Source organism: Lawsonella clevelandensis, from assembly GCF_003241315.1.
Classification (GTDB): Bacteria; Actinomycetota; Actinomycetes; order Mycobacteriales; family Mycobacteriaceae; genus Lawsonella; species Lawsonella clevelandensis_A.
In genome coordinates this window covers 47414-67701 of the sequence record NZ_QFOZ01000003.1, presented here as the reverse complement: position 1 = coordinate 67701, position 20288 = coordinate 47414, and the positions used below count along the sequence as shown (strand labels likewise).

Here is a 20288-nt window from a genome sequence, read left to right as displayed (position 1 = left end):
GAGTGGAGGGCGTGAAAAAATCTGCTTCTTCTCCTGCTAATACTCCGGCTCTTGCTGCACTGGCTAAAACATCTATCCCTTACCGTGTGCACACGTATGACAATGAATCGGACCATTATGGGAAAGAAGCGGCGGACGTTATGGTGGAGCGTCTTGGGGTGGAGCCGGAACAGATCTTCAAAACACTTGTTATTGAGTTGGCGGGGAAACCTGCTCCGGGTGAGTCACCGCTGGCGGTTGCTGTTGTTCCCGTGACCACAACGCTCACTGTTAAAAAAGCTGCCGCTGCTTTAGGTGCTTCTAAAGCGCACATGGCAGCCGTAGATCTTGCCGAAAAAACTACTGGGTATGTTGCTGGTGGAATATCTCCCTTGGGCCAGAAAAGAAAGCTTCGTACCGTTATTGATGAGAGTGCTCTCCTGTGGGATAACATCTATGTTTCTGGTGGGCGACGCGGATGCGATATTGAAATTGCGCCTGCTGACCTCATTGCTCTAACGGATGCCATCGTGGCAGACATTGCAGCGCAGTAATCAGCGCTGTAGTGATTCCTTCACACTTCTTTTAATATGCGTCCTTATATATACCTTTTAGGTGCTCCCATAATGTCTCTCTAATGTTTTATCGCTATGGGAGAAAGACACACTATTTTAGAAATATATTTTAGAGACAATGTGTCGCATAGACTGTTTGTAGTGTATAAATACTAAGTGTAGGCAAACCTCATTTAAAAATTTTTATTCTTCTCAACAGCGTTTTATATTGCACTGAATTGGAGACTTCATGGCGAAGACCACGAAGAGTCGAAAGACTCAACAGAAGACGCCAAAAGAACCTCTCGGCACCCGCGCCGGATCCCGCGTCATCCGCCTATCCCTCATTCTTGGACTTATCACCACCGCTTCCACCGGTGGCCTTTTTGTCCTCCTAGGAAAAGCCATTGACGCTGCCCACGACGGCACAACCGTGGGCGGAGGCACCATCGCCGGCATCATCATACTGGCACTCCTCTCCACCCTCATCGTGGGATTCAGCCTCTTCCTTACCCAAACGTCCGCAGCGTGGGAAGAACTCCATCTCCGCCGCAAACTCGTCCATCACCTCATGGACCTAGGCACACAAGAACGTTCCGCAGAACGCACCGGCAGTATCGTCAGCCTCCTCACCGACGACACCGAGCGCATCGCCTACTACCGGCAAACATTCCTGGGCCCCATGATCGGATCCATGCTGGCACCCGTCATCACCATCCTCATGATCGGCTTCACAATTGACTGGGAAATAGCAGGCTGGCTCTCCCTCACCATTCCCGCCGTTCCCCTTCTTATCAGCAGCTTTGAGATGGTCTTCCGCAAAGTCTCCGGAAAAACAGTAAGCGCCCGCTGGGAACTCTCCTCCACCTACCTAGACGCCATCCAAGGACTCACCACGCTGCGCACCTTCCGCGCCGCCAAACGAATCTCCAAACAACTATCTGACATTGGCGAAAACAACCGCGTCAGCATGATGAAACTCCTCTTCGGCAACCAGCTTGTTATCTTCGTAGTAGACGCTGTTTTCTCCCTCGCCATGATTACCCTCTCCACCTTCCTCGCCTACCAGGCACTCAAAGACGGAGACATCACTGTTGGCCAGTCCATTGCCGTCGTCCTCCTCTCCACCATCATGTTGGAGCCACTCGACCGCATTGGGCAGTTCTTTTATGTTGGTATGGGAGGCCTGGCCGCACAGCGAAAAGCCCGCGCCTTCCTCGCCGAAAAATCCGCCTACCAAGTTATTAGCGACGAAAAGCGCGCTGCCGACCCCGCCATTCACGCCGACGCAGCAGCCAGCGCCCAGCCCGGCGCCATCACCCTCCACAATGTCACTTTCGCCTACAGTGCAGACGATGACGCCAAGCAGGTACTACACGACCTCACCCTCGACATTGCCCCCGGTGAACACGTGGGGCTAGTTGGAACATCCGGTGGTGGCAAATCCACCCTGGCCGGCCTAGTGCTGGGCGACCTGGTCCCGCGCACTGGCTCCGTCACCGTAGACGGCAAGATCGTGGGTGAAGTCCCCGCTGCACAGATCCGCTCCGGCACTGCCGCCGTCAACCAAACTACCTGGCTTTTCACCGGCACACTCGCCGACAATCTCCGCATTGCGAAACCCGACGCTACTGAGGAAGAAATGTGGAAGGCTCTCGAAACTGCCGCTCTCGCGGACGATATTCGCACCATGCCGGAGCAGCTCAACACGGAAGTTGGGGAACGCGGCTATTCCCTCTCCGGTGGGCAAGCACAACGGCTGGCGATCGCCCGGGCGATCCTCGCCGACGCCCCCATCATGGTTTTTGATGAGCCCACCTCCCACGTTGATATCAACTCCGAGGCAGCTATCCTCGCCTCCATGGAGGAAGTCGGACGCGATAAAACAGTACTGACCATTGCCCACCGCCCCACCGCCCTCCGCGATGTTGACCGTATCCTCGTCCTCCGTGACGGCACCCTGGTAGAGGAGAAACACTCATGATAAAACGCAGTGAACTAGCCCACCAGCTTATTAGTGTGACCAAGCCCGTCATGTGGCCCCTCGCCTTCAGCACTCTCTGCCGCATTATCGACCAAACACTCGGCATTGTCCTTATCTCCCTGGGCGCCTGGGGGCTGGCCACCATCGGCATGGAATACACTCACCCCACACCCGATACTGGCTTCGTGAGCCACACAGCCGGAGTGACATTCGGGTGGATGATCGGCATTGCGTTCATTAAGGCGCTTATGCGCTACCTGGAGCAATTCCTGGGCCACTTCTGCGCCTTCCGTTCCCTAGAACTTCTCCGCACTGATTTCTTCAACAAGATCTGGCCGCAGGCACCCGCCATTCAACACACCACTAAGTCGGGGGATCTGCTGGCCCGCGCCACTAAAGACAATGACCGCATTGAAGTGTTCTACGCCCACACTGGTGCCCCCGCTGTGGCAGCCGTCGTTGTCCCCCTCGGTACCCTCATCTGGTTAGGCGTCCATATCAGTTGGACGGCAGCTCTCATTATTCTGCCCTTCGTGGCGCTTGCCGGCTATGTTGTGCCCTTTGCTTTCTCGGGCCCTGCACACCGGGCAGCCCGCCACATGCTGCGCGTCCGCGGTGACCTCACCCAGCATCTCACCGACACTACACAGGGCATGCGGGAAGTCCTCGGATTCGGCTATGGGGATCGTCGCCTCGCCGAAACTGACCGTATTTCCGAAGAGGTTGGCAATGCTGCTTTCGCGAACCGCCTCACCTCCGGTATCCGTCGCAGTCTCTGTGAGGGCCTCCGCCTTTTCGCAGTTGTGACCACTGTACTTGTTGGTGCTGACGCTGTTCGCCGCGGCGACCTCAGCATTCCCCACCTGGCTATCTGCGCAACAGTGGCATTGGGAGTTTTCACCCCGGCCCGCGGTACAGAAGATTTCGCCGACGATTTGGAACGCTCCTTTGCCGCCGCCGAACGCATGAGCGTTATCAAATACCGTGAACCGTTCGTCCCGGAGGGTGGGGATCCCCTGCCCGCCGGCCCCATTGACACCATTAGTTTCCATCATGTCAGCTTCGCCTACCCCGGTATGACGGACACCGTTCGCGACCTTGATGATGCTGATCGTGGTGTGGAAGTACAGCGTGTGCGGAAACCCGCCCTGCGGGACGTTTCTGTCGACTTCCCCGGTGGCCAACACACTGCGGTAGTGGGTGTCTCCGGCTCTGGTAAGTCCACGCTGGTGCACATGCTGCTGCGCCATTTCGACCCGGATTCTGGCGACATCACCATTAACGGTGCCACTACTACCAGCATTAACCCTGATGATCTGCGCGCGGGAATAACGGAAGTCAGCCAGTCCAGCCACCTGTTTAACATGTCTATTGCCGACAATCTGCGTCTCGCTAAAGTGGACGCCACCGATGCGGAATTGTGGGAAGCGCTACGCATTGCCGGCATGGATAAAGACGTGCAGGAGAACCCCCGTGGGCTCGATGCCCCAGTGGGTGAATTCGGCAAAGAGCTGTCCGGTGGGCAGGCGCAGCGTCTTACGATTGCCCGCGCACTCCTCACCGACGCACATGTGCTGGTGCTGGATGAATACACGTCGCACCTTAACCCGGAACTAGCCCGCCAGGTGGGCGAAAGCATAAGAGCAGCCCGCCCCACTGACACCATTATTGAGATCACACACCAGCCCGCAAGCGCTTTAGATGCGGACAATGTCATTGTGATGGAAGAAGGCCGCGTTGTAGAGAAGGGCGACCCGCATACTCTGGCAGCGGACAACACCAGTACGTTCGCGCACCTCTTGCAGCGGTGGGACGATATGGAGGCGGCAGCCGCGCAACACCCGACTGTGTCCACGGAATAGAGGGACGGGGAAAGGGGCTACTACACACAGTGCTACTGCTCTACGCATATAGTGCTGTAACCCATGCGATAATAGGACTATGAGCCCCACCCTGTATGCCGCGCCGCACTGCCCTGCACCGCTCTCTGCTGTTGTGCACGTGCCGGGATCCAAATCCATCACCAACCGGGCACTTATCCTGGCGGCACTGGCAGATGGCCCCTCCACTATTACTGGGGCTCTCCGCAGCCGGGATACTGATCTCATGATTTCTGCTCTCCGCCATTTGGGGACGGAAATTATGGAGATCATTCCCGATGATGCCCTAGCAGGTGCGGCGGCTACTCGACCTGCCACCACCCTGCATGTGATTCCACACCCTCTCACCGGCGGGAATGTGTACTGTGGGCTGGCTGGTACCCTCATGCGTTTTTTACCCGGCGTCGCCGCCCTCGCAGAGGGTGACTCCTACTTCGATGGGGACGAGCAAGCCAAGCAACGGCCCCTTTCCACCGTTCTTGACGCCCTCCGCGATCTAGGAGTTACCATCACCGGCGATGGTCTACCGTTCACTGTGGTAGGCACCGGGCACGTCACCGGCGGGAATGTTTCGCTTGATGCTTCCGCCTCCAGCCAGTTCATTTCCGGCCTGATGCTCTGCGGTGCCCGTTTTGAGCACGGTGTCTGTATTCATCACGTGGGGAAAGAGGCTGTTCCCAGCCAGCCGCACCTCACCATGACCATCGATATGCTAGCCACACACGGCATCACGGTGGATACGAGTATCCCCAACACGTGGCGCGTGTCCGCAGGTGAGATCCGCGCCCACGATTGGGATATTGAACCGGATCTCTCCAACGCCACCCCCTTCCTTGCCGCCGCAGCTGTCACAGGGGGCAGCGTCACCATCGCTGATTGGCCACAACGCACTACACAACCCGGCAATGCTATTCGCGATATTCTCACCCAGATGGGGTGCCAGGTAGACCTCACCAATGCGGGGCTCACCGTCACCGGGCCACAGCAACTACATGGTATTCCCCAGCTCGATATGCACAGCATGGGGGAACTGGCCCCCACCGTGGCCGCTTTAGCCGCCTGCGCGGACTCCCCCACGAAACTGACCGGTATAGCGCACCTGCGTGGGCATGAAACGAACCGCCTGAATGCCCTTGCTGTAGAGATCAACAGACTTGGCGGGGACGCCGAAGAAACCCCCGATGGACTTATCATTCGCCCCGCGCAGCTTCACGGAGCCGAATGGCATAGCTACGCCGACCACCGGATGGCGACAGCTGGCGCTATTCTTGGCCTGCACGTACCAGGGGACGGGCACACAGTAGCCAACGGCCAAACAGTTAGGGAGGTATGGCTCTGAGTACCCCACGCCGTGGGCGCAGCACTCGCGATTATGATGAGTCCGACGTCCACATTCGCCCCAAGCGCACCTCCCGACCGCGCACGAAAAAGCGCCCCAGCTACACTGACGCCGTCACCGCCCGCATTGTTACCATCGACCGCGGACGATGGTTGTGCGCACTCCTCGACGACGCCCCCCGCAACACCCATGACCCCGACGGGGAGCGCAGCCCAGCCGGCACCCGCGTCACCTGTATTCGTGCCCGCACACTTGGCCGTGAACGCATGGTGGTGGGCGATCTGGTGGACATTGTGGGGGACCTCTCCGGCAGCCCGGACGCCATTGCCCGCATTGTGCGCCTCCATGACCGCGACACGGTCCTCCGCCGCACCGCCGACGACACTGACCCCTATGAGCGCATCGTCGTCGCCAATGCTGACCAGCTCCTCATTGTTGTGGCAGCAACGAACCCACCCCCGCGTGAAGGATTCGTTGAGCGTGCCCTCATTGCCGCCTACGCGGCCGGTATCCGCCCCATTCTCTGCATGACAAAAAGCGACCTCGCTGACCCCACCGCTTTTCTCACCCAGTTCACCGGACTGGATCTTCCCGCAGTCGTCTGCGGAACAGGCGACCCCACCGACACCCTCCTCACCTATCTAAACGGACACGTTACCGCCCTTATCGGACACTCCGGGGTAGGTAAATCAACACTCGTCAACCGTCTGGTACCGGAAGCAGAACGCCCCACCGGAGACGTCTCCAAAGTAGGGAAAGGGCAACACACGTCCACTCAATCAATGGCGATGGAGCTACCCGGGGGCGGGTGGGTGATCGACTCCCCCGGTATTCGCTCTTTCGGCTTAGCGCACGTCACGGTAGAAACAGTGGTGGGGGCTTTTGACGATCTTTCCGCCCTGTCCGAGAATTGTCCGCGCGGCTGCACACACCGCGGCGAACCCTTCGACAAAGACTGCGCCTGGGATGAAGCCCTGGCCCGCGAGCCGGAGGATTCTCCCCTGGCGCGACGTATTCAGGCGGTACGGATGCTCCTTATTGCTCTGCACAGTAATGATGCTTGGAGTTTAGGTATAGACCAGGACTGACAAGACCACCACAGCTAGCCGAATTATCCGGGCTAGCCGAATGAGCTAGGCCAGTTCTGAGAGGTCCAGCAGGAAAGCTACCTCTTCCGGCGCATACCAGGCCAATTCAACATCTTCCGCATCTCCCACGGTAAGTTCCGCATCCTCATCCCCCAGGTCAGCCGCATCAATAACATTAAGTGCAGCAGTAACAGCGTCACCGGCCACATCAAGATCAACATGGACAGCAGCAACACAGCTAGCAGGTATTGTTTCCTCCGCTAGACGCACTACTGCACAGTCGAGATCAGGACGGCAAGTGACAGATTTATCGTCCACATCTGCGGAAATAACAACGCGTTTCCGTGACGCTGCCCCCGTGGGGAGAGGATCCCCCGCGGCACCCGTCAAAATACGAAGTGAGGCACGGGCCGCATCCAGGAAAGCAATATGTTCTAGTTGTTCGTCATCATCAGACACATACTGTTCCCGTAGCGTGGGGGTAAGAGCAAACGCAGTCCCGCCGCGGACAAGCACCGTCTCATCATCGACAAAGCGGTGGAGATCCGTCAGCATTGCCGGTATGTAGATGCGCATTAGTGCAGGTTAAAAAGGGGACGAAGTTGTGCTTCCGTGCGCTCATACGCTGTATGCAGCACGGCTATGAGGCCCGCTTGGACAGCCGCGTGAACATTCTCAATAGAATCATCCACGCACACACAGTCTTTGTGGTCCTCGCCCAGGGCACGCGCAGCCGCGTAGAACGCCTCAAAATCGGGTTTCTCAACACCGATCTCAGATGACAAGACGATCTCGTCAACGTAGCCGGTTTCTTTCCACCGGGCTAGGTCCGCTGGCACGTCAAAAGAATCACTGTTAGAAAGTATCGCAATGCCAATGCCATTCATACGAAGCTCTGAAAGGAGCAGCTTCCAGCTTTCCGCATCAGCAGTAGGACCTTCTAGAACACCTGCATAATCTATGATCAATCCGCGCATAGTCACCCTCCCAGTGTATACAACCGAGCCCCCATCCATAGAGTCTCTTATACGCAAAGACCCCATCTTCACAATTTTTCTTCCTTTTTAGCATTCGACGCTATCCTTCACACAACCCCTTTATACCCACTACAACCTGCATTTATAGCAGCACAGAAAACTCCGCCACCCCCTTTCCCAAAGAAATAGCCACAAAGTAGCTCCCCCACAAACACATCGCCTTTGCCATAATCACCGCAGTAACCTACGCAAAGGATTATCAGTGCCCAGTTCCCTCCACGACGCCAACACCGCAGCCTCTCCCCACCCCACAATGTCTGCCGCATCCACCGCGTCCACCACTAACGCGTCCACCACTAATTTTCGCTTTGCACACCCCTACACACAACAACCAACATGGGCCTGTAGCACCAGCAACGCTACTGTGGCGTCACCACACACCCCCACACCGGAAAATGCGCAGACAGACGTCAAAGATGCATCCACTACCCCACCCGTTGACGCATCCACCATCACCACTATGCTAAGCGGCAATACCCAAAATGACGCCACAGAGCTCTTCCGGCAAGCACTTAAACCCCAGGACTATCGCGCATCCAGTGCTTTCGTACAGCACGTTGTCCAGCAACTTTTAGAAACCGTTGATCGCCGCCGCCCCCTCAGCCATCTTCGTAGCTTTGTTACCCCAGAAATTCTGGATAATGTGGAGCACTTTTCCGCGGAGCGTAATCACGCTCTTATCACGCTGACGGGCCAATCACAGACAAACCCAGGAATACCCGCATTACAGCCCGCACCATTACGTCTCCTTCGCCTCCACCTACGAGCGCGACGGCTCAACCCACAGGAATCTGCGGAAGCGCGTGCACAGGAAAGACAATTACCCCCTGGATACCATGCTGCGCTTCGCCCCGGCCAACAGGCGAAACCCAGTAATGCAATTACAGCTGAAGCGGATCTGCGTGTAGAAATATGCGGAACATATCGGGACGGTAAGCGTGTGAAAGCATTCGCGGGAGCTGCAGAACGCCGCGAAAGCAAATGGAGATTGACAGCCTTCAACTTCATTTAGGCTGCACGTGAGCTTCTATGAGGCTGGTCAAAGAGTGGATTACCTCACATAAATACAATAAATACATAAGGTGGGAGATCGGCATGATGCTGATCTCCCACCTTTACGCTGGTTGTAACCCGTGGGTAACGGCGACTAGCACACGTTACTTTTGGCGAATATTACCCTTCTTGCGGGTAGCACGCTTGGCGGCACGACGCTGTGCACGTGACCGCGGCACAGGCTGCTGCTCCTCTTGGTTACTGGACAGATCCCCTTGTTCATTGGGTCCGGCCAGGCTCATGGCAGCGGCACGCAGAGCGGCTTTCGCTTCGCCTTTTGCACGAATTGTCTTCCGCAGGGCTTCTTCGTCAGCGCGACGCTGGGCGTCGGTACGATTGTCTGCCGGCTCCACACCCACCGAGAACAAGTAGGCGATAGACTCTTCTTTCAAGCCGTCCATCATGGTGTCGAACATTTCGTAACCTTCACGCTGGTATTCCGTCAGCGGGTCACGCTGCGCCATGGCACGGAGGCCAATGCCTTCCTTCAAGTAATCCATCTCGTAGAGGTGTTCACGCCACTTGCGGTCGAGGACCTGTAGGAGAACGGAACGCTCTACTTGCCGCATGGCATCGTCGCCGCCAATAGCCTCGATGGCTTCTTCGCGGGCCTCGTAGGCGGCACGTGCATCTGCACGGATAGCGAGCAGGAGTTCTTCGGCGGTAAGGTCTCCGGGCTGGCCATATTCATCGCCGTCAATAAGATCCTGGTAGTCAATACCCACTGGGTAAAGCTGGCGGAGTGCCGTCCATAGGGAATCAAGATCCCAGTCTTCCACGTACCCGTTCTCAGTGGCACCCTTGACGTAGGCTTCCAGAACTTCGTCGAGCATTGCTTCAACTTGTTCCTGTAAGTCTTCGCCTTCCAGAATGCGCTTGCGTTCGGCGTAGATAACTTGACGCTGTTTATTCTGCACATCGTCGTACTTCAGAACATTCTTACGAATTTCGAAGTTCTGGGACTCCACAGAAGTCTGTGCATTCTTAATAGCCTTCGTGACCATACGGGAGTCAATAGGCTGATTATCCGGTACCTGCAGGCGCTCCATGAGGGTTTCGACAGCGCGGCCATTAAAGCGGCGCATAAGATCGTCACCCAGGGAAAGGTAGAAACGAGTTTCGCCGGGGTCTCCCTGACGGCCAGAACGACCACGCAGCTGGTTATCAATACGACGAGATTCGTGACGCTCCGTACCAATAACGTACAGGCCGCCTACTTCGCGAACCTTCTCCGCTGCTTCTTCAGCTTTCTTACGCTGGTTGATAATCTCTTGTTCCCATGCCTGCTGATAGGCTTCTTCATCTTCAACGGGGTCTAGGCCACGTTTACGAAGAGCGGCGTCAGTAAGCACATCGGGGTTACCACCGAGCACGATGTCCGTACCACGACCAGCCATGTTCGTAGACACGGTGACGGCGCCAACACGGCCGGCGGAAGCAACGGTCAAGGCTTCTTCCGCGTTGCGCTTAGCGTTCAAAACATTGTGCTTAATGCCGCGCTTCTGCAGCAACTTGGAGAGATATTCGGAGCGTTCCACGGAAACGGTACCGACCAGCACCGGCTGGCCTTTTTCGTGGCGTTCCGCAATGTCGTCGGCGACAGCCTCAAACTTAGCTTCCTGCGTCTTGTAGATGAGGTCGCGTTGATCCTTACGGATAAGTGGCTTATTGGTGGGGATAGGTACCACGCCAAGTTTGTAGATTTGGTGCAGCTCGGCTGCTTCCGTTTCTGCAGTACCCGTCATACCGGCGAGTTTGTCGTACATACGGAAGTAGTTCTGCAGGGTGATGGTGGCGAGGGTCTGGTTTTCTGCCTTTACCTCTACCCCTTCTTTGGCCTCAATAGCCTGGTGCATGCCCTCGTTGTAGCGGCGTCCTGCCAGTGCACGGCCAGTGAATTCGTCAATAATAAGAACTTCACCGTCAACAACCATGTAGTCCTTATCGCGGGTGAAGAGTTCCTTCGCCTTGATGGAGTTGTTGAGGTAGGACACTAGGGGGGAGTTCGCAGATTCGTAGAGGTTATCGATGCCTAGTTGGTCTTCGACGAAAGCCACACCAGCTTCAGTGATACCGACGGTACGTTTCCGAATATCAACTTCGTAGTGTTTATCCTTCTCCATCATGGGAGCAAGGCGGGCAAATTCTTGATACCACTGGCTAGAGGAGTCGGAGGGGCCAGAAATAATAAGAGGAGTACGGGCTTCGTCAATGAGGATAGAGTCAACTTCGTCCACGATGGCGTAATGGTGTTCACGCTGCACCAGGTCATCAGTGGAGTGCGCCATATTGTCGCGCAGATAGTCGAAGCCAAACTCGTTGTTTGTGCCGTAGGTGATGTCGGCGTTGTATGCTTTGCGACGCTCCTCCGGCTCCATGTCGGAGAGAATGACACCCACCTCAAGGCCGAGGAAGCGGTGCACACGACCCATCCACTCGGCGTCACGTTTGGCGAGGTAATCGTTCACAGTAACAATGTGAACGCCCTTCCCCTCGAGGGCATTAAGGTAGGCGGGAAGCACACAGGTGAGGGTCTTACCTTCACCGGTCTTCATCTCCGCAACTTGACCCTCATGGAGGGCGGCACCACCCATAATCTGAACGGGGTAATGCTTCTGCCCAAGGACGCGCCAGGAAGCCTCACGAGCCACTGCGAATGCTTCTGGGAGCAGATCATCGACAGTTTCGCCGTCGGCGATGCGATCCTTGAATTCCTCGGTTTTGGCACGGAGTTGGTCATCCGTTAGGTCAGCGTAGTCGTCCTCCATGGACACGATATCGTCAGCGAGCTTACTCAGTCGCTTGACCACACGACCTTCACCAACACGGAGAATCTTCGACAAAACAGCCACAGTTATAACGTCCTCATGAATTGACAGTTTGACGGGTGTCTCGGTCCTGCTGCGTGAACAGAATAAAGACCGGCTGCACTGGTAAATACAGCCGGTCTCTATCTTACTGATTATTCGCGATTTACATTATTCGCCGAGGGTAATTAATCCATAATCATAGGCTCGACGGCGGTAAACCACGCACGGCTTATCAGTTTCAGAGTTGTGGAAGAGGAAGAAATCATGCCCCACTAGCTCCATTTGGTACAGGGCATCATCTACCGTCATGGGATCATCCGGGTGGACTTTGCGACGCACAATACGCCCGGGGAGATCATCCTCAACAAGATCCGCATAGGTATCTACCTCACCAAAGTCTGCTTCAGTAGCACGTGTAGCGGCATCTTTATTGTCAACTTTGATCGCCTTCACATCATCATCTACAAATGCTGCAGATGCCTCGTGCAAAGAAGTGGGAGTGCGGTGGCCAGACCGTGCAATGCGACGGCGTGCCTTCACCTTATGAAGGGAACGCTCAAGCTTGTCGCAGGCGGACTCGAGTGCCGCATAGAAGCTATCTTCCGCCGCTTCAGCACGCACGGGGGCGCCCTTGCGGTGGCCAGTAATCTCTATCCGGTCGCGAACGCGAGACTGACGCGGATTCTTTTCGTGACGAAGCTCTACCTCAAATCGCATAATGCTGGGATCGAGTCGTTCTAGGCGAGCCAGCTTGCTCTTAATGCGGCGAGCAAAATGCTCCGGCACTTCAACATTGCGCCCGTGAATAATAACTTGGGCGTTAGGAACGAGACCTTCGTCTTCCTCCGCCTCAGTGGGCAGTCCGAAGTGTTCTTGGTCGTCTTCCTGGATGGAATCACGCTTCGACATGACAAACCTCCTGTACGGGCCACCGCCCGCGGTCCACTAACGGTTGCCGCTGTCCACGGTGGCGTCGGTGGTACTGAAGCTCCCGAGTACCTCTACAGAGCATCTCGGTCCCTTCACCTCCCAATGTAGCTGGGTTTGCAGAAGAGTTCTTTGGGTTGCCACAACTATTATTTAACTTCTTGTCGGTAGGTATGCGCCGCCTACGCCGCGCACAGAGTTAATGCACCTCGGAGGCGTAAACCACAGTTATGCAAGGCGAAAAAACACTCCGCTATAGTGGCACCAGTTGTTGTCACATCATCCACAAGCAGAATTTCCCAGCGAGATACTCTTTTTTGCGGTATTCCACTACTGCTAGAAATTGTTGGAGCAGACGTCATCTGGGGTGACGTTATAGTTTCTGCAAGGTGCTCCAACTGCTCTACTACCTGCGTATGACACGTAATAGTGCCCGCCAGATTGTCACGCCTTTGAGTGGCAGTAAGCCCCACGGCATCAGTATGCGGGGCAGCCTGGAGAACATCCGCCACAACTATCTCCCCTGATATGCCTCCCAACAGTGCGTCAAGCGAGGCAGTTTGCCCATCACACTGCCCACTCGGGTGTTTCCACTGAACAGGCTGAACAGACTGAATACCCTGAGAAAGCTGGTCATACTGTGCCCCCTGCAACGTATGGGCCATAGCCTCAGCTATTTCACGCACATGGTGGAATCCGCGTTCCCGTATAGAAAGGGCAGTAGACGGGGCCGGTACAAGTAGCCACGGCCTCTCCGCCGGGTGCAGAATCTCCCCCGCTGCAACTAACTGTGCCGCAGCATGCGCTAATGCTTGCCCGAATGGCTGTGCTAACGCTTGCCGTCGATCTTCCTTGAGAGCGACTATACCTGCGGCAACTGGACCGCTATAGGGTGAAATACTCCACACGGGGCAGGGAATAGCTACTCGCGGATGGATACGGCGCGGTGGACCAGCAAGATGTTTGTGACACTTTTCGCACCAGTCCACTCCTGGGGCACCGCAGCCAGCACACCGCACTGGCACAAGTAATTCGTGCAGCCCTTGGCCGGCAGAGAATGTCACGGCGTTCTATCAGCCTTCCAGTACTGGAATGGCGTGGGAGGAATTCACTAACGCTGGCACATCTTGCCAGAAGCCTTCCGACCCTTGCTCAAGCCGCATCACATCACGACTGTCCTGTACGTACACGCCACTGGGATTAGCGACAACAACCGACACGGGCGCAGTGACGTTACGGACTCCCAAGGGGGTGATGGAGGCACCGTCAACGGACATCATCAGTACTGGTTGATCTGTTAACGAACCGCCGACAATAAGTGTTGTCGCAGTTCGCCAGGCAAGTGATAGGACAACTTCATCCCCGGAAACATAGATACGCCGTGGATTCTTAAGCGCTACATCACCATTGCGGCCGTTATAGACGGTGGCAATAAAGAGTTTCCCTCCAGAGATGTAGGCCATGCGCACACCATCTGGAGAAATAGCAAGCGTACTGAAATCAGGTTTGTTACTTAGATCGTGTGTGTTCACGCGCGTCACAAGTGGGGGGCGCCCATTTTGCCATGTAATACGGTTAAGTTGCCCATCACCGGACACGATCCACATGTCTTGACCAGTGGGCCCCCAGGTAGGACGCGAGAAGCGACTGCCGCGCATCACAGAAACTAGTGGTCCTCCTACCGGACCCATCTTTACTTCTAGTGCAGTGTGCTGTTTATGGCGTACTTCTTCCACCACACCAATCATGCCGCCCCCACGCGAGAATGCCGCCGCATGAATACCCTGCGAGTGCCCCAGTGGCCCCTTGACGGGTTCCAAGTTGGAGGTCACTTTCATCAGTCCATCAGATGTGATGGCGTGCAGGTGCACGGGATTCTTATGGGTGGCGAACATGGGGTCATAGTGAATGACATCAGCTGGTGTCCACCCGTCACGATGGTTGGGGTCTAACGGACTACCGTTCACACTAATGTAGAACGGTCCATGAATACGGGCGCGTTCAAAAGTGAAAATAATCTGCGCAGCAAGCCGTTGACGTGCTGTTTCCGATGTGGAGTGATAGTTGGAGATCTCAACGTCAACTCCATTACCTTGAATTCCGGGAACTACGGAAATATGAACAGACGGCGATAATTCACTATTCACTACAGTGCGAAGCTGCGGTGACGGCTCCTGCACCAAAAGCTGCATGAGCATAGTTGGCAGTCGATTATTTTGCGCATATAGCCAGCGCGGATCAGGGACAGCGCGCGATCCTGTGGAGTCCAGATAGTAGACAGACTGGGACTCATACGTAGACATGAAGGCTTCTTTATCGACAAGAAGTTCATCGGGGAAACAGTCAATGAGCCATTGTCGATTGATACGACGCATCTTTACCTGAAATGTCGATGTAGAGATATGGGAGCGGAAGGACCCTTGTTTATCGACTTCTCCCATGGAGCGGGCACGCACCTGCATGACCAAACTATCAGTAGTAGGCGTAGCTATGGTGTTGACGTCCACACGATCGACCACTTTAAACGTCGTGTGGTTTTTCCACTCCTCGTTGCCTTTAGAGGTGAGGAAAAGACGCGCGGCAGCATGTTGATCAGTGGGGACTGCAGCTGCACGAATGAAATCTCGGAGGAGGAGATCCGGGGAGCGCCCAGGCTGCGGTTTGGGAGGATGGAAGGTAATGGGCATCCGCCGGAATTGCCCGAGCGATTGCGGCGGGGTGTCGGAGGGGATAGCGGTGCATGCGTTTAGCGATACTGTTCCGCCAAGGAGAAGAAGGGCACACAGCAGGGGAAGAAGCTTCGTGCGGTAGAAATGATTACTCATCAGTCATCATCCTCCGTACCACCAGTCATACTGCTAGTTGTACTGCTAGTTGTACTGCCAGCCGTGCTGGCAGTGTAGTGAGACGAAGAGGAGGGGACATCGGCTGTTGTTACGGGTGCCTCTGCAACGCCTTGTAAGGGGCTTGCAGAAGGTGACGTAGTGGCAGAATCATCACCGGCAGATGCGTCAGTATCGCTATCCGCTTCCGATGTATCAGCCACAATACTCAAAGGAATTTCGCCTGTTGCCATAGGCTCTGTCACTTCCGTTTGGTCCCCCACAGGGAAACGCAGTGGCACTGGGGAACTAGTAAGAGGATGGCCAGCTTCACGGGGTAGCGTCAGCCGGAAACAAGAGCCTTCTCCGGGAACGCCCCAGGCTTCCAACCGTCCACCATGGAGTTCCGCATCCTGGGTTGCAATAGCTAGCCCTAGTCCGGTTCCACCAGATTGGCGGACACGTGATGGGTCGGCGCGCCAGAAACGATCAAAGACTTTTTTCGCTTCTCCTGGTTTGAGGCCAACACCATGATCACGCACAGAAATGCCGACTGTGTCTGTGCCGGCGCGCACCGTCAAAATAACGGGTTTTCCTTTGCTGTGATCATAGGCATTAGCGAGAAGATTACGGAGAATACGCTCCACTCGACGAGAATCCACTTCACACATGACGGGCTCATCCGGCATGTCTATCTCTGCGGAAACATCTGTAGAAGCAGCCACTCCAGACACTGAAGCCACTGCGGAGTAGACACACGTACGAATATCGATGCGTTCGGAATTGAGCTCGGCAACACCGGCATCGTGGCGGGAGATTTCCAACAAATCATTCAGGAGAGATTCAAACTTATCGAGTTCTTTCACCATCAATTGTGCCGCACGCGCAGTGCCCGGATCGAGGTCGTCTGCGTGGTCATAGATAATATCGGCGGCCATACGCACCGTTGTTAGCGGAGTGCGCAATTCGTGTGACACATCAGAGGTGAAGCGTTTTTGCGCGGATCCAAATTCCTCCAATTGAACAATTTGTTGCTGCAGCGACTCTGCCATCTCATTGAAGGATGTACCTAGGCGGGCGAAATCGTCTTCCCCTCGCACCTCCATACGCGCATCCAGATCGCCGGAGGCGAAACGCTGGGCGGCATTAGCAGCTTGCCGGATAGGACGCACCATCTGTCGTGACACAAAATAGGAGGCGAATCCCATGAGAACGACAATAAGCAGACCGCCCGAAAAGAGGGTGGTGTTAAAGAGGTTAAGAGTTTTCTCCTCCCCCGCCAGTGAATAAATGAGGTAAAGCTGGAGGTCTGGCATGTCTACATTGGTGGGGCTGCCAACAATGAGAACTTTGGTATCCCCCGCACCTAAATCCATGTGCGAGTACTGATATGAGACTTGGTTCGAACTAATAAAATTTGTTAGGGACGAGGGGATCGTGAGATTAGCGGGAGCAGAAACAGCATGATGCAACCCATCTGCCGGAACATAAAGGACGGGCACGAAAGAACCTGCATTCGCGGATAACTGCCCAGCTTGTGGACCTTGTGCGGTAAGAACTGCCAGGGCATTGGTCATGCGTGCTTCATCTGTAGCGGACCGGTCAGATCCGTTCAACTGAGCTTCCACAATGACACGCGCAGTATTAAGGTCCCGCTCCGCACCGGCTACTTTACTGTCGAGAATACGCTGAGCAATCTGCGCCGATAGACCGAAAAGAGTCAAGGTAAGAATAAGCGTAGCCAGCACAATAGTGGTGGTGACAGTTCGGAATTGGAGAGACTGCCGCCAGTGCTGTTTCACCCAACGAGAAATACGACGACCCCACCTCGGTAGAGTATGGGAAGACTGTTCCTGCGGTGTTTCATCACTGACGGTATCAGTGGCGTGAGAGCGTGTAGCCGAACCGTTCTCCCCCGTGCTGGACGCGGAAACCTCTGCGGGAGTGGAAGTTTTACCGCCGAGCTTGTGGGAGCGGTGGAAATGGTGCCGCATCGGTTAGTTTCCAGTACCAGCTTTATAGCCGATACCACGGACCGTCACAACAATTTTCGGATTTTCTGGGTCTTCCTCAATCTTGGACCGGAGTCGCTGTACGTGAACGTTAATAAGACGCGAATCGGCGGCATGATCGTATCCCCACACGTGTTCAAGGAGCGTCTCGCGGCTGAGAACACGACCCGGCTTAGATGCAAGTTCCTTCAATAAATTGAACTCTAGCGGGGTAAGGGAAACATATTTTCCATCACGCGTAACAGTATGCGCATCCACATTAATAGAAACATTGCCAATGGTCAGAACGTCGGAAGACTGCTCTTGATTATGACGGAGCCGCGCACGCACTCGTGCCACAAGTTCCTTTGGTTTGAAAGGTTTCGTCACATAGTCATCCGCGCCAGATTCAAGACCGAGAACAACATCAATGGTGTCCGTCTTAGCTGTCAGCATAATGATAGGGACTGCTGAGGAGCGGCGAATCTCTTTACAGACATCCACACCATTCATACCTGGCAGCATGAGGTCAAGGAGAATGAGATCGGGATTAATTTCCTGGTAAAGCCGCAGGGCTTCATTGCCGTCACCGACGATAGTGGTGGTAAAACCTTCGTTTTCCAACACAATACCGAGCATTTCGGCAAGAGCTTCATCGTCATCGACAATGAGAATATGCACCATAGTGGCTCCTCCTGTACTCATGCAAGCCTCCTAACCACGATGGGGAGGCACTCCTATCTTAGCGGCAAGGATAGCGCGCGCCACGTCTTCCGGATTCACATCTGCGCTAACGGATAACCACGGTCCATACCAGTGAGCGTGCGCAAGATCGCGGTATGCGGAGGCCGTACGCTCCTGCAGGGAACTATCGTGTTCATACAAATCTCGACGACGGGCAGTGTCGGAGGCTTCCCGCTGTGCAGCCCGTTTCCTCGCTAAGGCGACAGGAACATCCAGAAGGATCGTTATGTCTGGAGCTGGCAGTTGGAATTGTCCATACTCCAACGCGGCAACCCATTCCACTACTCCCCCAGGCTGCTGAATAGACTCCCGCAAACGGGCAGCAGAATAGGCGGCATTAGACGCGACCCAGCGGTCCATCATAATAATGCGGGAAATTTCCTGCGAAGGCTCCGCTGTTTGTACTACCTGTGTGTCGGGGGCGGGCGTATCAACTAGGGCAGCCAATCCACCTCCTGGCTGTAGTGATTCCCGGCGATCTAGTGCGAAAAGAGTGGCCATGGCGTAGGCACTCTCCACTAGATCTCCCATTTCTCCGTGGAGAGCCGCTGCGGCAAGATCTGCATGTAATGTTCCATAACGTGGAAATGCTATGTGGGAGACGTGTTTCCCCGATGATTCCAGCAGAGCGGAGACTTTCCTGGTGAGAGTATTTTTTCCGGCACCATCAACACCCTCAACTGCGACAAGTAAAGCGTTGTGAAACATTCGTCTCCTCCCATTTCCTCTCGTCTTCCCTAGTATCTGCTACATATCTTCGACTGCACCGCTTTACGGTACCCGTGCAATAAACACGGTGGCGGAATTCTCCCCCGTCGCAATAGTGGGACGATCCTCCCACGCCCCTACCCAAGCAGCATGACCAGCAGATACGCTGAGTCCTTCCGGGCACTCGCGAGATGTAAGAGTGACAGTTCCCTCGGTGACAAGCACAATAAACGGCCCCTCGATACCCAGGTGGCTCTCCCTACAGGGGGCAAGATGAGAACGGCTGAGACGGAACTCGGGAACCGGGATGAGGTATTCCACGGTCTCTATGCCCTCCGCCGGCACAATACCGTGGCTGGAGAGGACGACATTCTCTGCCGGTGCAATGGGGTCAAGCAGGGCATCGAACTGCACAACATGCATTAATTCGGGAACATCAATGTGCTTGGAGGTAAGCCCCCCACGGAGGACATTGTCGGAGTTGGCCATAATCTCCACGCCGACACCATGCAGGTAAGCATGCAACATGCCCGACTTCATAAAGATGGCTTCACCGGGTTCAAGGGTAATGCGATTAAGCAGCAGCGCGCAGAGTGCACCAGCATCATTACCGTATTCCGAGACGAGACCGAGGAACGTGACGGACTCATCAACCCATTCCCCATTAGCGGCAACAAGACGCTGTGCAGCCTCCTGCGTGGCAGTAATGCACTCCCACAACTGGTCTGCCGTCAATGTGATGAGGGTGGTCATAACTGCGCGGATACCAGTAGCATCAGGTTCAGCACGCAGCATTTCAACATAAGGCTGCAGTTGGGGGACATTTAACGCGTCAAAAAGCTCAAGTGTGCGTTGTGGTTCACGGAAGCCGGCTAGTGCGTGGAATCGCGTCAGCCCAACAATAAGCTCCGGTTTATGGTTGGGATCGTGGTAATTCCGGTCTGGGGCATCTAACGGCACCCCTTGCGCATTCTCCCGCGCGTACCCTTCCTGTGCTTGCGCCAAACTGGGATGAGCCTGCAACGATAGTGGCTCTTCTGCCGCGAGCAGTTTAAGAAGGAACGGCAAATTGTCCGCAAACGTATGAGCGGTAGCCGAACCGAGCTCATGGGTAGGGTCAGCGGCAACGACATCACGCAGAGTACGGTCATTATCCGTGGCCAGCAGGGCCGGATCCCCGGAGTGGGTACCGAACCACATTTCTGCTTCCGGATGTTCTGTGGGGGTAGGAGCGCCACGCAATGCGGCAAGCTCTTGGTGGGAGCCCCAGGCATAGTTTCGGATAGCACCGTCAAGTAGGTACATTATTGCCTTTCCAGTGAGGTATATGGCTAGTCCGTCTGCTACTGACTGCTTCTGTACTAGCTATCAG

16 protein-coding genes are annotated in these 20288 nt (G+C 55.3%); 6 read left to right on the top strand and 10 right to left on the bottom strand.

Annotated features, from left to right (window positions below; all coding sequences use genetic code 11):
* Positions 1 to 11 precede the first annotated feature (11 nt).
* From ybaK to rsgA, 5 genes are all read left to right on the top strand, one after another.
* The gene (ybaK, locus tag DI579_RS03540) at positions 12 to 533 is read left to right on the top strand and encodes a Cys-tRNA(Pro) deacylase (protein ID WP_290598908.1); all 522 of its coding nucleotides are present in this window, start codon (positions 12 to 14) and stop codon (positions 531 to 533) included.
* A gap of 250 nt (positions 534 to 783) precedes the next feature.
* Positions 784 to 2517: an ABC transporter ATP-binding protein/permease gene (locus DI579_RS03535; RefSeq protein ID WP_290598911.1), complete on the top strand. Its 1734-nt coding sequence runs from the start codon at positions 784 to 786 to the stop codon at positions 2515 to 2517.
* The gene (locus DI579_RS03530; protein ID WP_290598913.1) at positions 2514 to 4379 is read left to right on the top strand and encodes an amino acid ABC transporter ATP-binding/permease protein; all 1866 of its coding nucleotides are present in this window, start codon (positions 2514 to 2516) and stop codon (positions 4377 to 4379) included. Before DI579_RS03535 ends, DI579_RS03530 begins: the two co-directional genes overlap by 4 nt.
* Positions 4380 to 4458: 79 nt before the next feature.
* Positions 4459 to 5736 carry a 3-phosphoshikimate 1-carboxyvinyltransferase gene (gene aroA / locus DI579_RS03525; RefSeq protein WP_303678704.1) on the top strand — a complete coding sequence of 426 codons (1278 nt, stop codon included), beginning with the start codon at positions 4459 to 4461 and terminating at the stop codon, positions 5734 to 5736.
* A complete protein-coding gene (gene rsgA, locus DI579_RS03520; RefSeq protein WP_290598917.1) occupies positions 5727 to 6824 on the top strand; it encodes a ribosome small subunit-dependent GTPase A in 1098 nt (365 codons plus the stop codon). The genes aroA and rsgA overlap by 10 nt, the downstream gene beginning before the upstream one ends.
* A 45-nt stretch (positions 6825 to 6869) precedes the next feature.
* Here rsgA and DI579_RS03515 read toward each other — a convergent pair whose 3' ends face one another.
* Positions 6870 to 7400 (bottom strand): hypothetical protein, encoded by a 531-nt coding sequence (locus DI579_RS03515; protein WP_290598918.1) that lies wholly within the window; start codon positions 7398 to 7400, stop codon positions 6870 to 6872.
* Complete coding sequence (locus tag DI579_RS03510) at positions 7400 to 7801, bottom strand: HAD-IA family hydrolase (RefSeq protein WP_290598919.1); 402 nt, start codon at positions 7799 to 7801, stop codon at positions 7400 to 7402. The genes DI579_RS03515 and DI579_RS03510 overlap by 1 nt, the downstream gene beginning before the upstream one ends.
* Positions 7802 to 8063: 262 nt before the next feature.
* Here DI579_RS03510 and DI579_RS03505 point away from each other — a divergent pair, with 262 nt between their 5' ends.
* Positions 8064 to 8873: an Rv3235 family protein gene (locus tag DI579_RS03505; protein WP_290598921.1), complete on the top strand. Its 810-nt coding sequence runs from the start codon at positions 8064 to 8066 to the stop codon at positions 8871 to 8873.
* 145 nt (positions 8874 to 9018) lie between these two features.
* Here DI579_RS03505 and secA read toward each other — a convergent pair whose 3' ends face one another.
* The 8 genes from secA to manA all read right to left on the bottom strand — a co-directional run bounded on the left by secA (position 9019) and on the right by manA (position 20221).
* Positions 9019 to 11766, bottom strand: a complete 2748-nt coding sequence (secA, locus tag DI579_RS03500) for a preprotein translocase subunit SecA (protein ID WP_290598922.1) — start codon at positions 11764 to 11766, stop codon at positions 9019 to 9021.
* Positions 11767 to 11892: 126 nt separating this feature from the next.
* Entirely contained in the window at positions 11893 to 12633 is a 741-nt protein-coding gene (gene raiA / locus DI579_RS03495; protein ID WP_303678703.1) for a ribosome-associated translation inhibitor RaiA, read from the bottom strand.
* A gap of 200 nt (positions 12634 to 12833) precedes the next feature.
* Positions 12834 to 13715, bottom strand: a complete 882-nt coding sequence (locus tag DI579_RS03490; protein WP_303678702.1) for a ComF family protein — start codon at positions 13713 to 13715, stop codon at positions 12834 to 12836.
* Between the two features lie 9 nt (positions 13716 to 13724).
* Positions 13725 to 15476, bottom strand: coding sequence for an LpqB family beta-propeller domain-containing protein (locus DI579_RS03485; protein ID WP_303678701.1), 1752 nt, complete (start codon positions 15474 to 15476; stop codon positions 13725 to 13727).
* Positions 15476 to 17467 (bottom strand): MtrAB system histidine kinase MtrB, encoded by a 1992-nt coding sequence (gene mtrB, locus DI579_RS03480; protein ID WP_303678700.1) that lies wholly within the window; start codon positions 17465 to 17467, stop codon positions 15476 to 15478. The genes DI579_RS03485 and mtrB overlap by 1 nt, the downstream gene beginning before the upstream one ends.
* A gap of 3 nt (positions 17468 to 17470) precedes the next feature.
* Complete coding sequence (mtrA, locus tag DI579_RS03475) at positions 17471 to 18148, bottom strand: MtrAB system response regulator MtrA (RefSeq protein WP_303678711.1); 678 nt, start codon at positions 18146 to 18148, stop codon at positions 17471 to 17473.
* 30 nt (positions 18149 to 18178) lie between these two features.
* Entirely contained in the window at positions 18179 to 18916 is a 738-nt protein-coding gene (locus DI579_RS03470; RefSeq protein WP_290598930.1) for a dTMP kinase, read from the bottom strand.
* A gap of 63 nt (positions 18917 to 18979) precedes the next feature.
* A complete protein-coding gene (gene manA / locus DI579_RS03465; RefSeq protein ID WP_303678699.1) occupies positions 18980 to 20221 on the bottom strand; it encodes a mannose-6-phosphate isomerase, class I in 1242 nt (413 codons plus the stop codon).
* Positions 20222 to 20288: the final 67 nt, after the last annotated feature.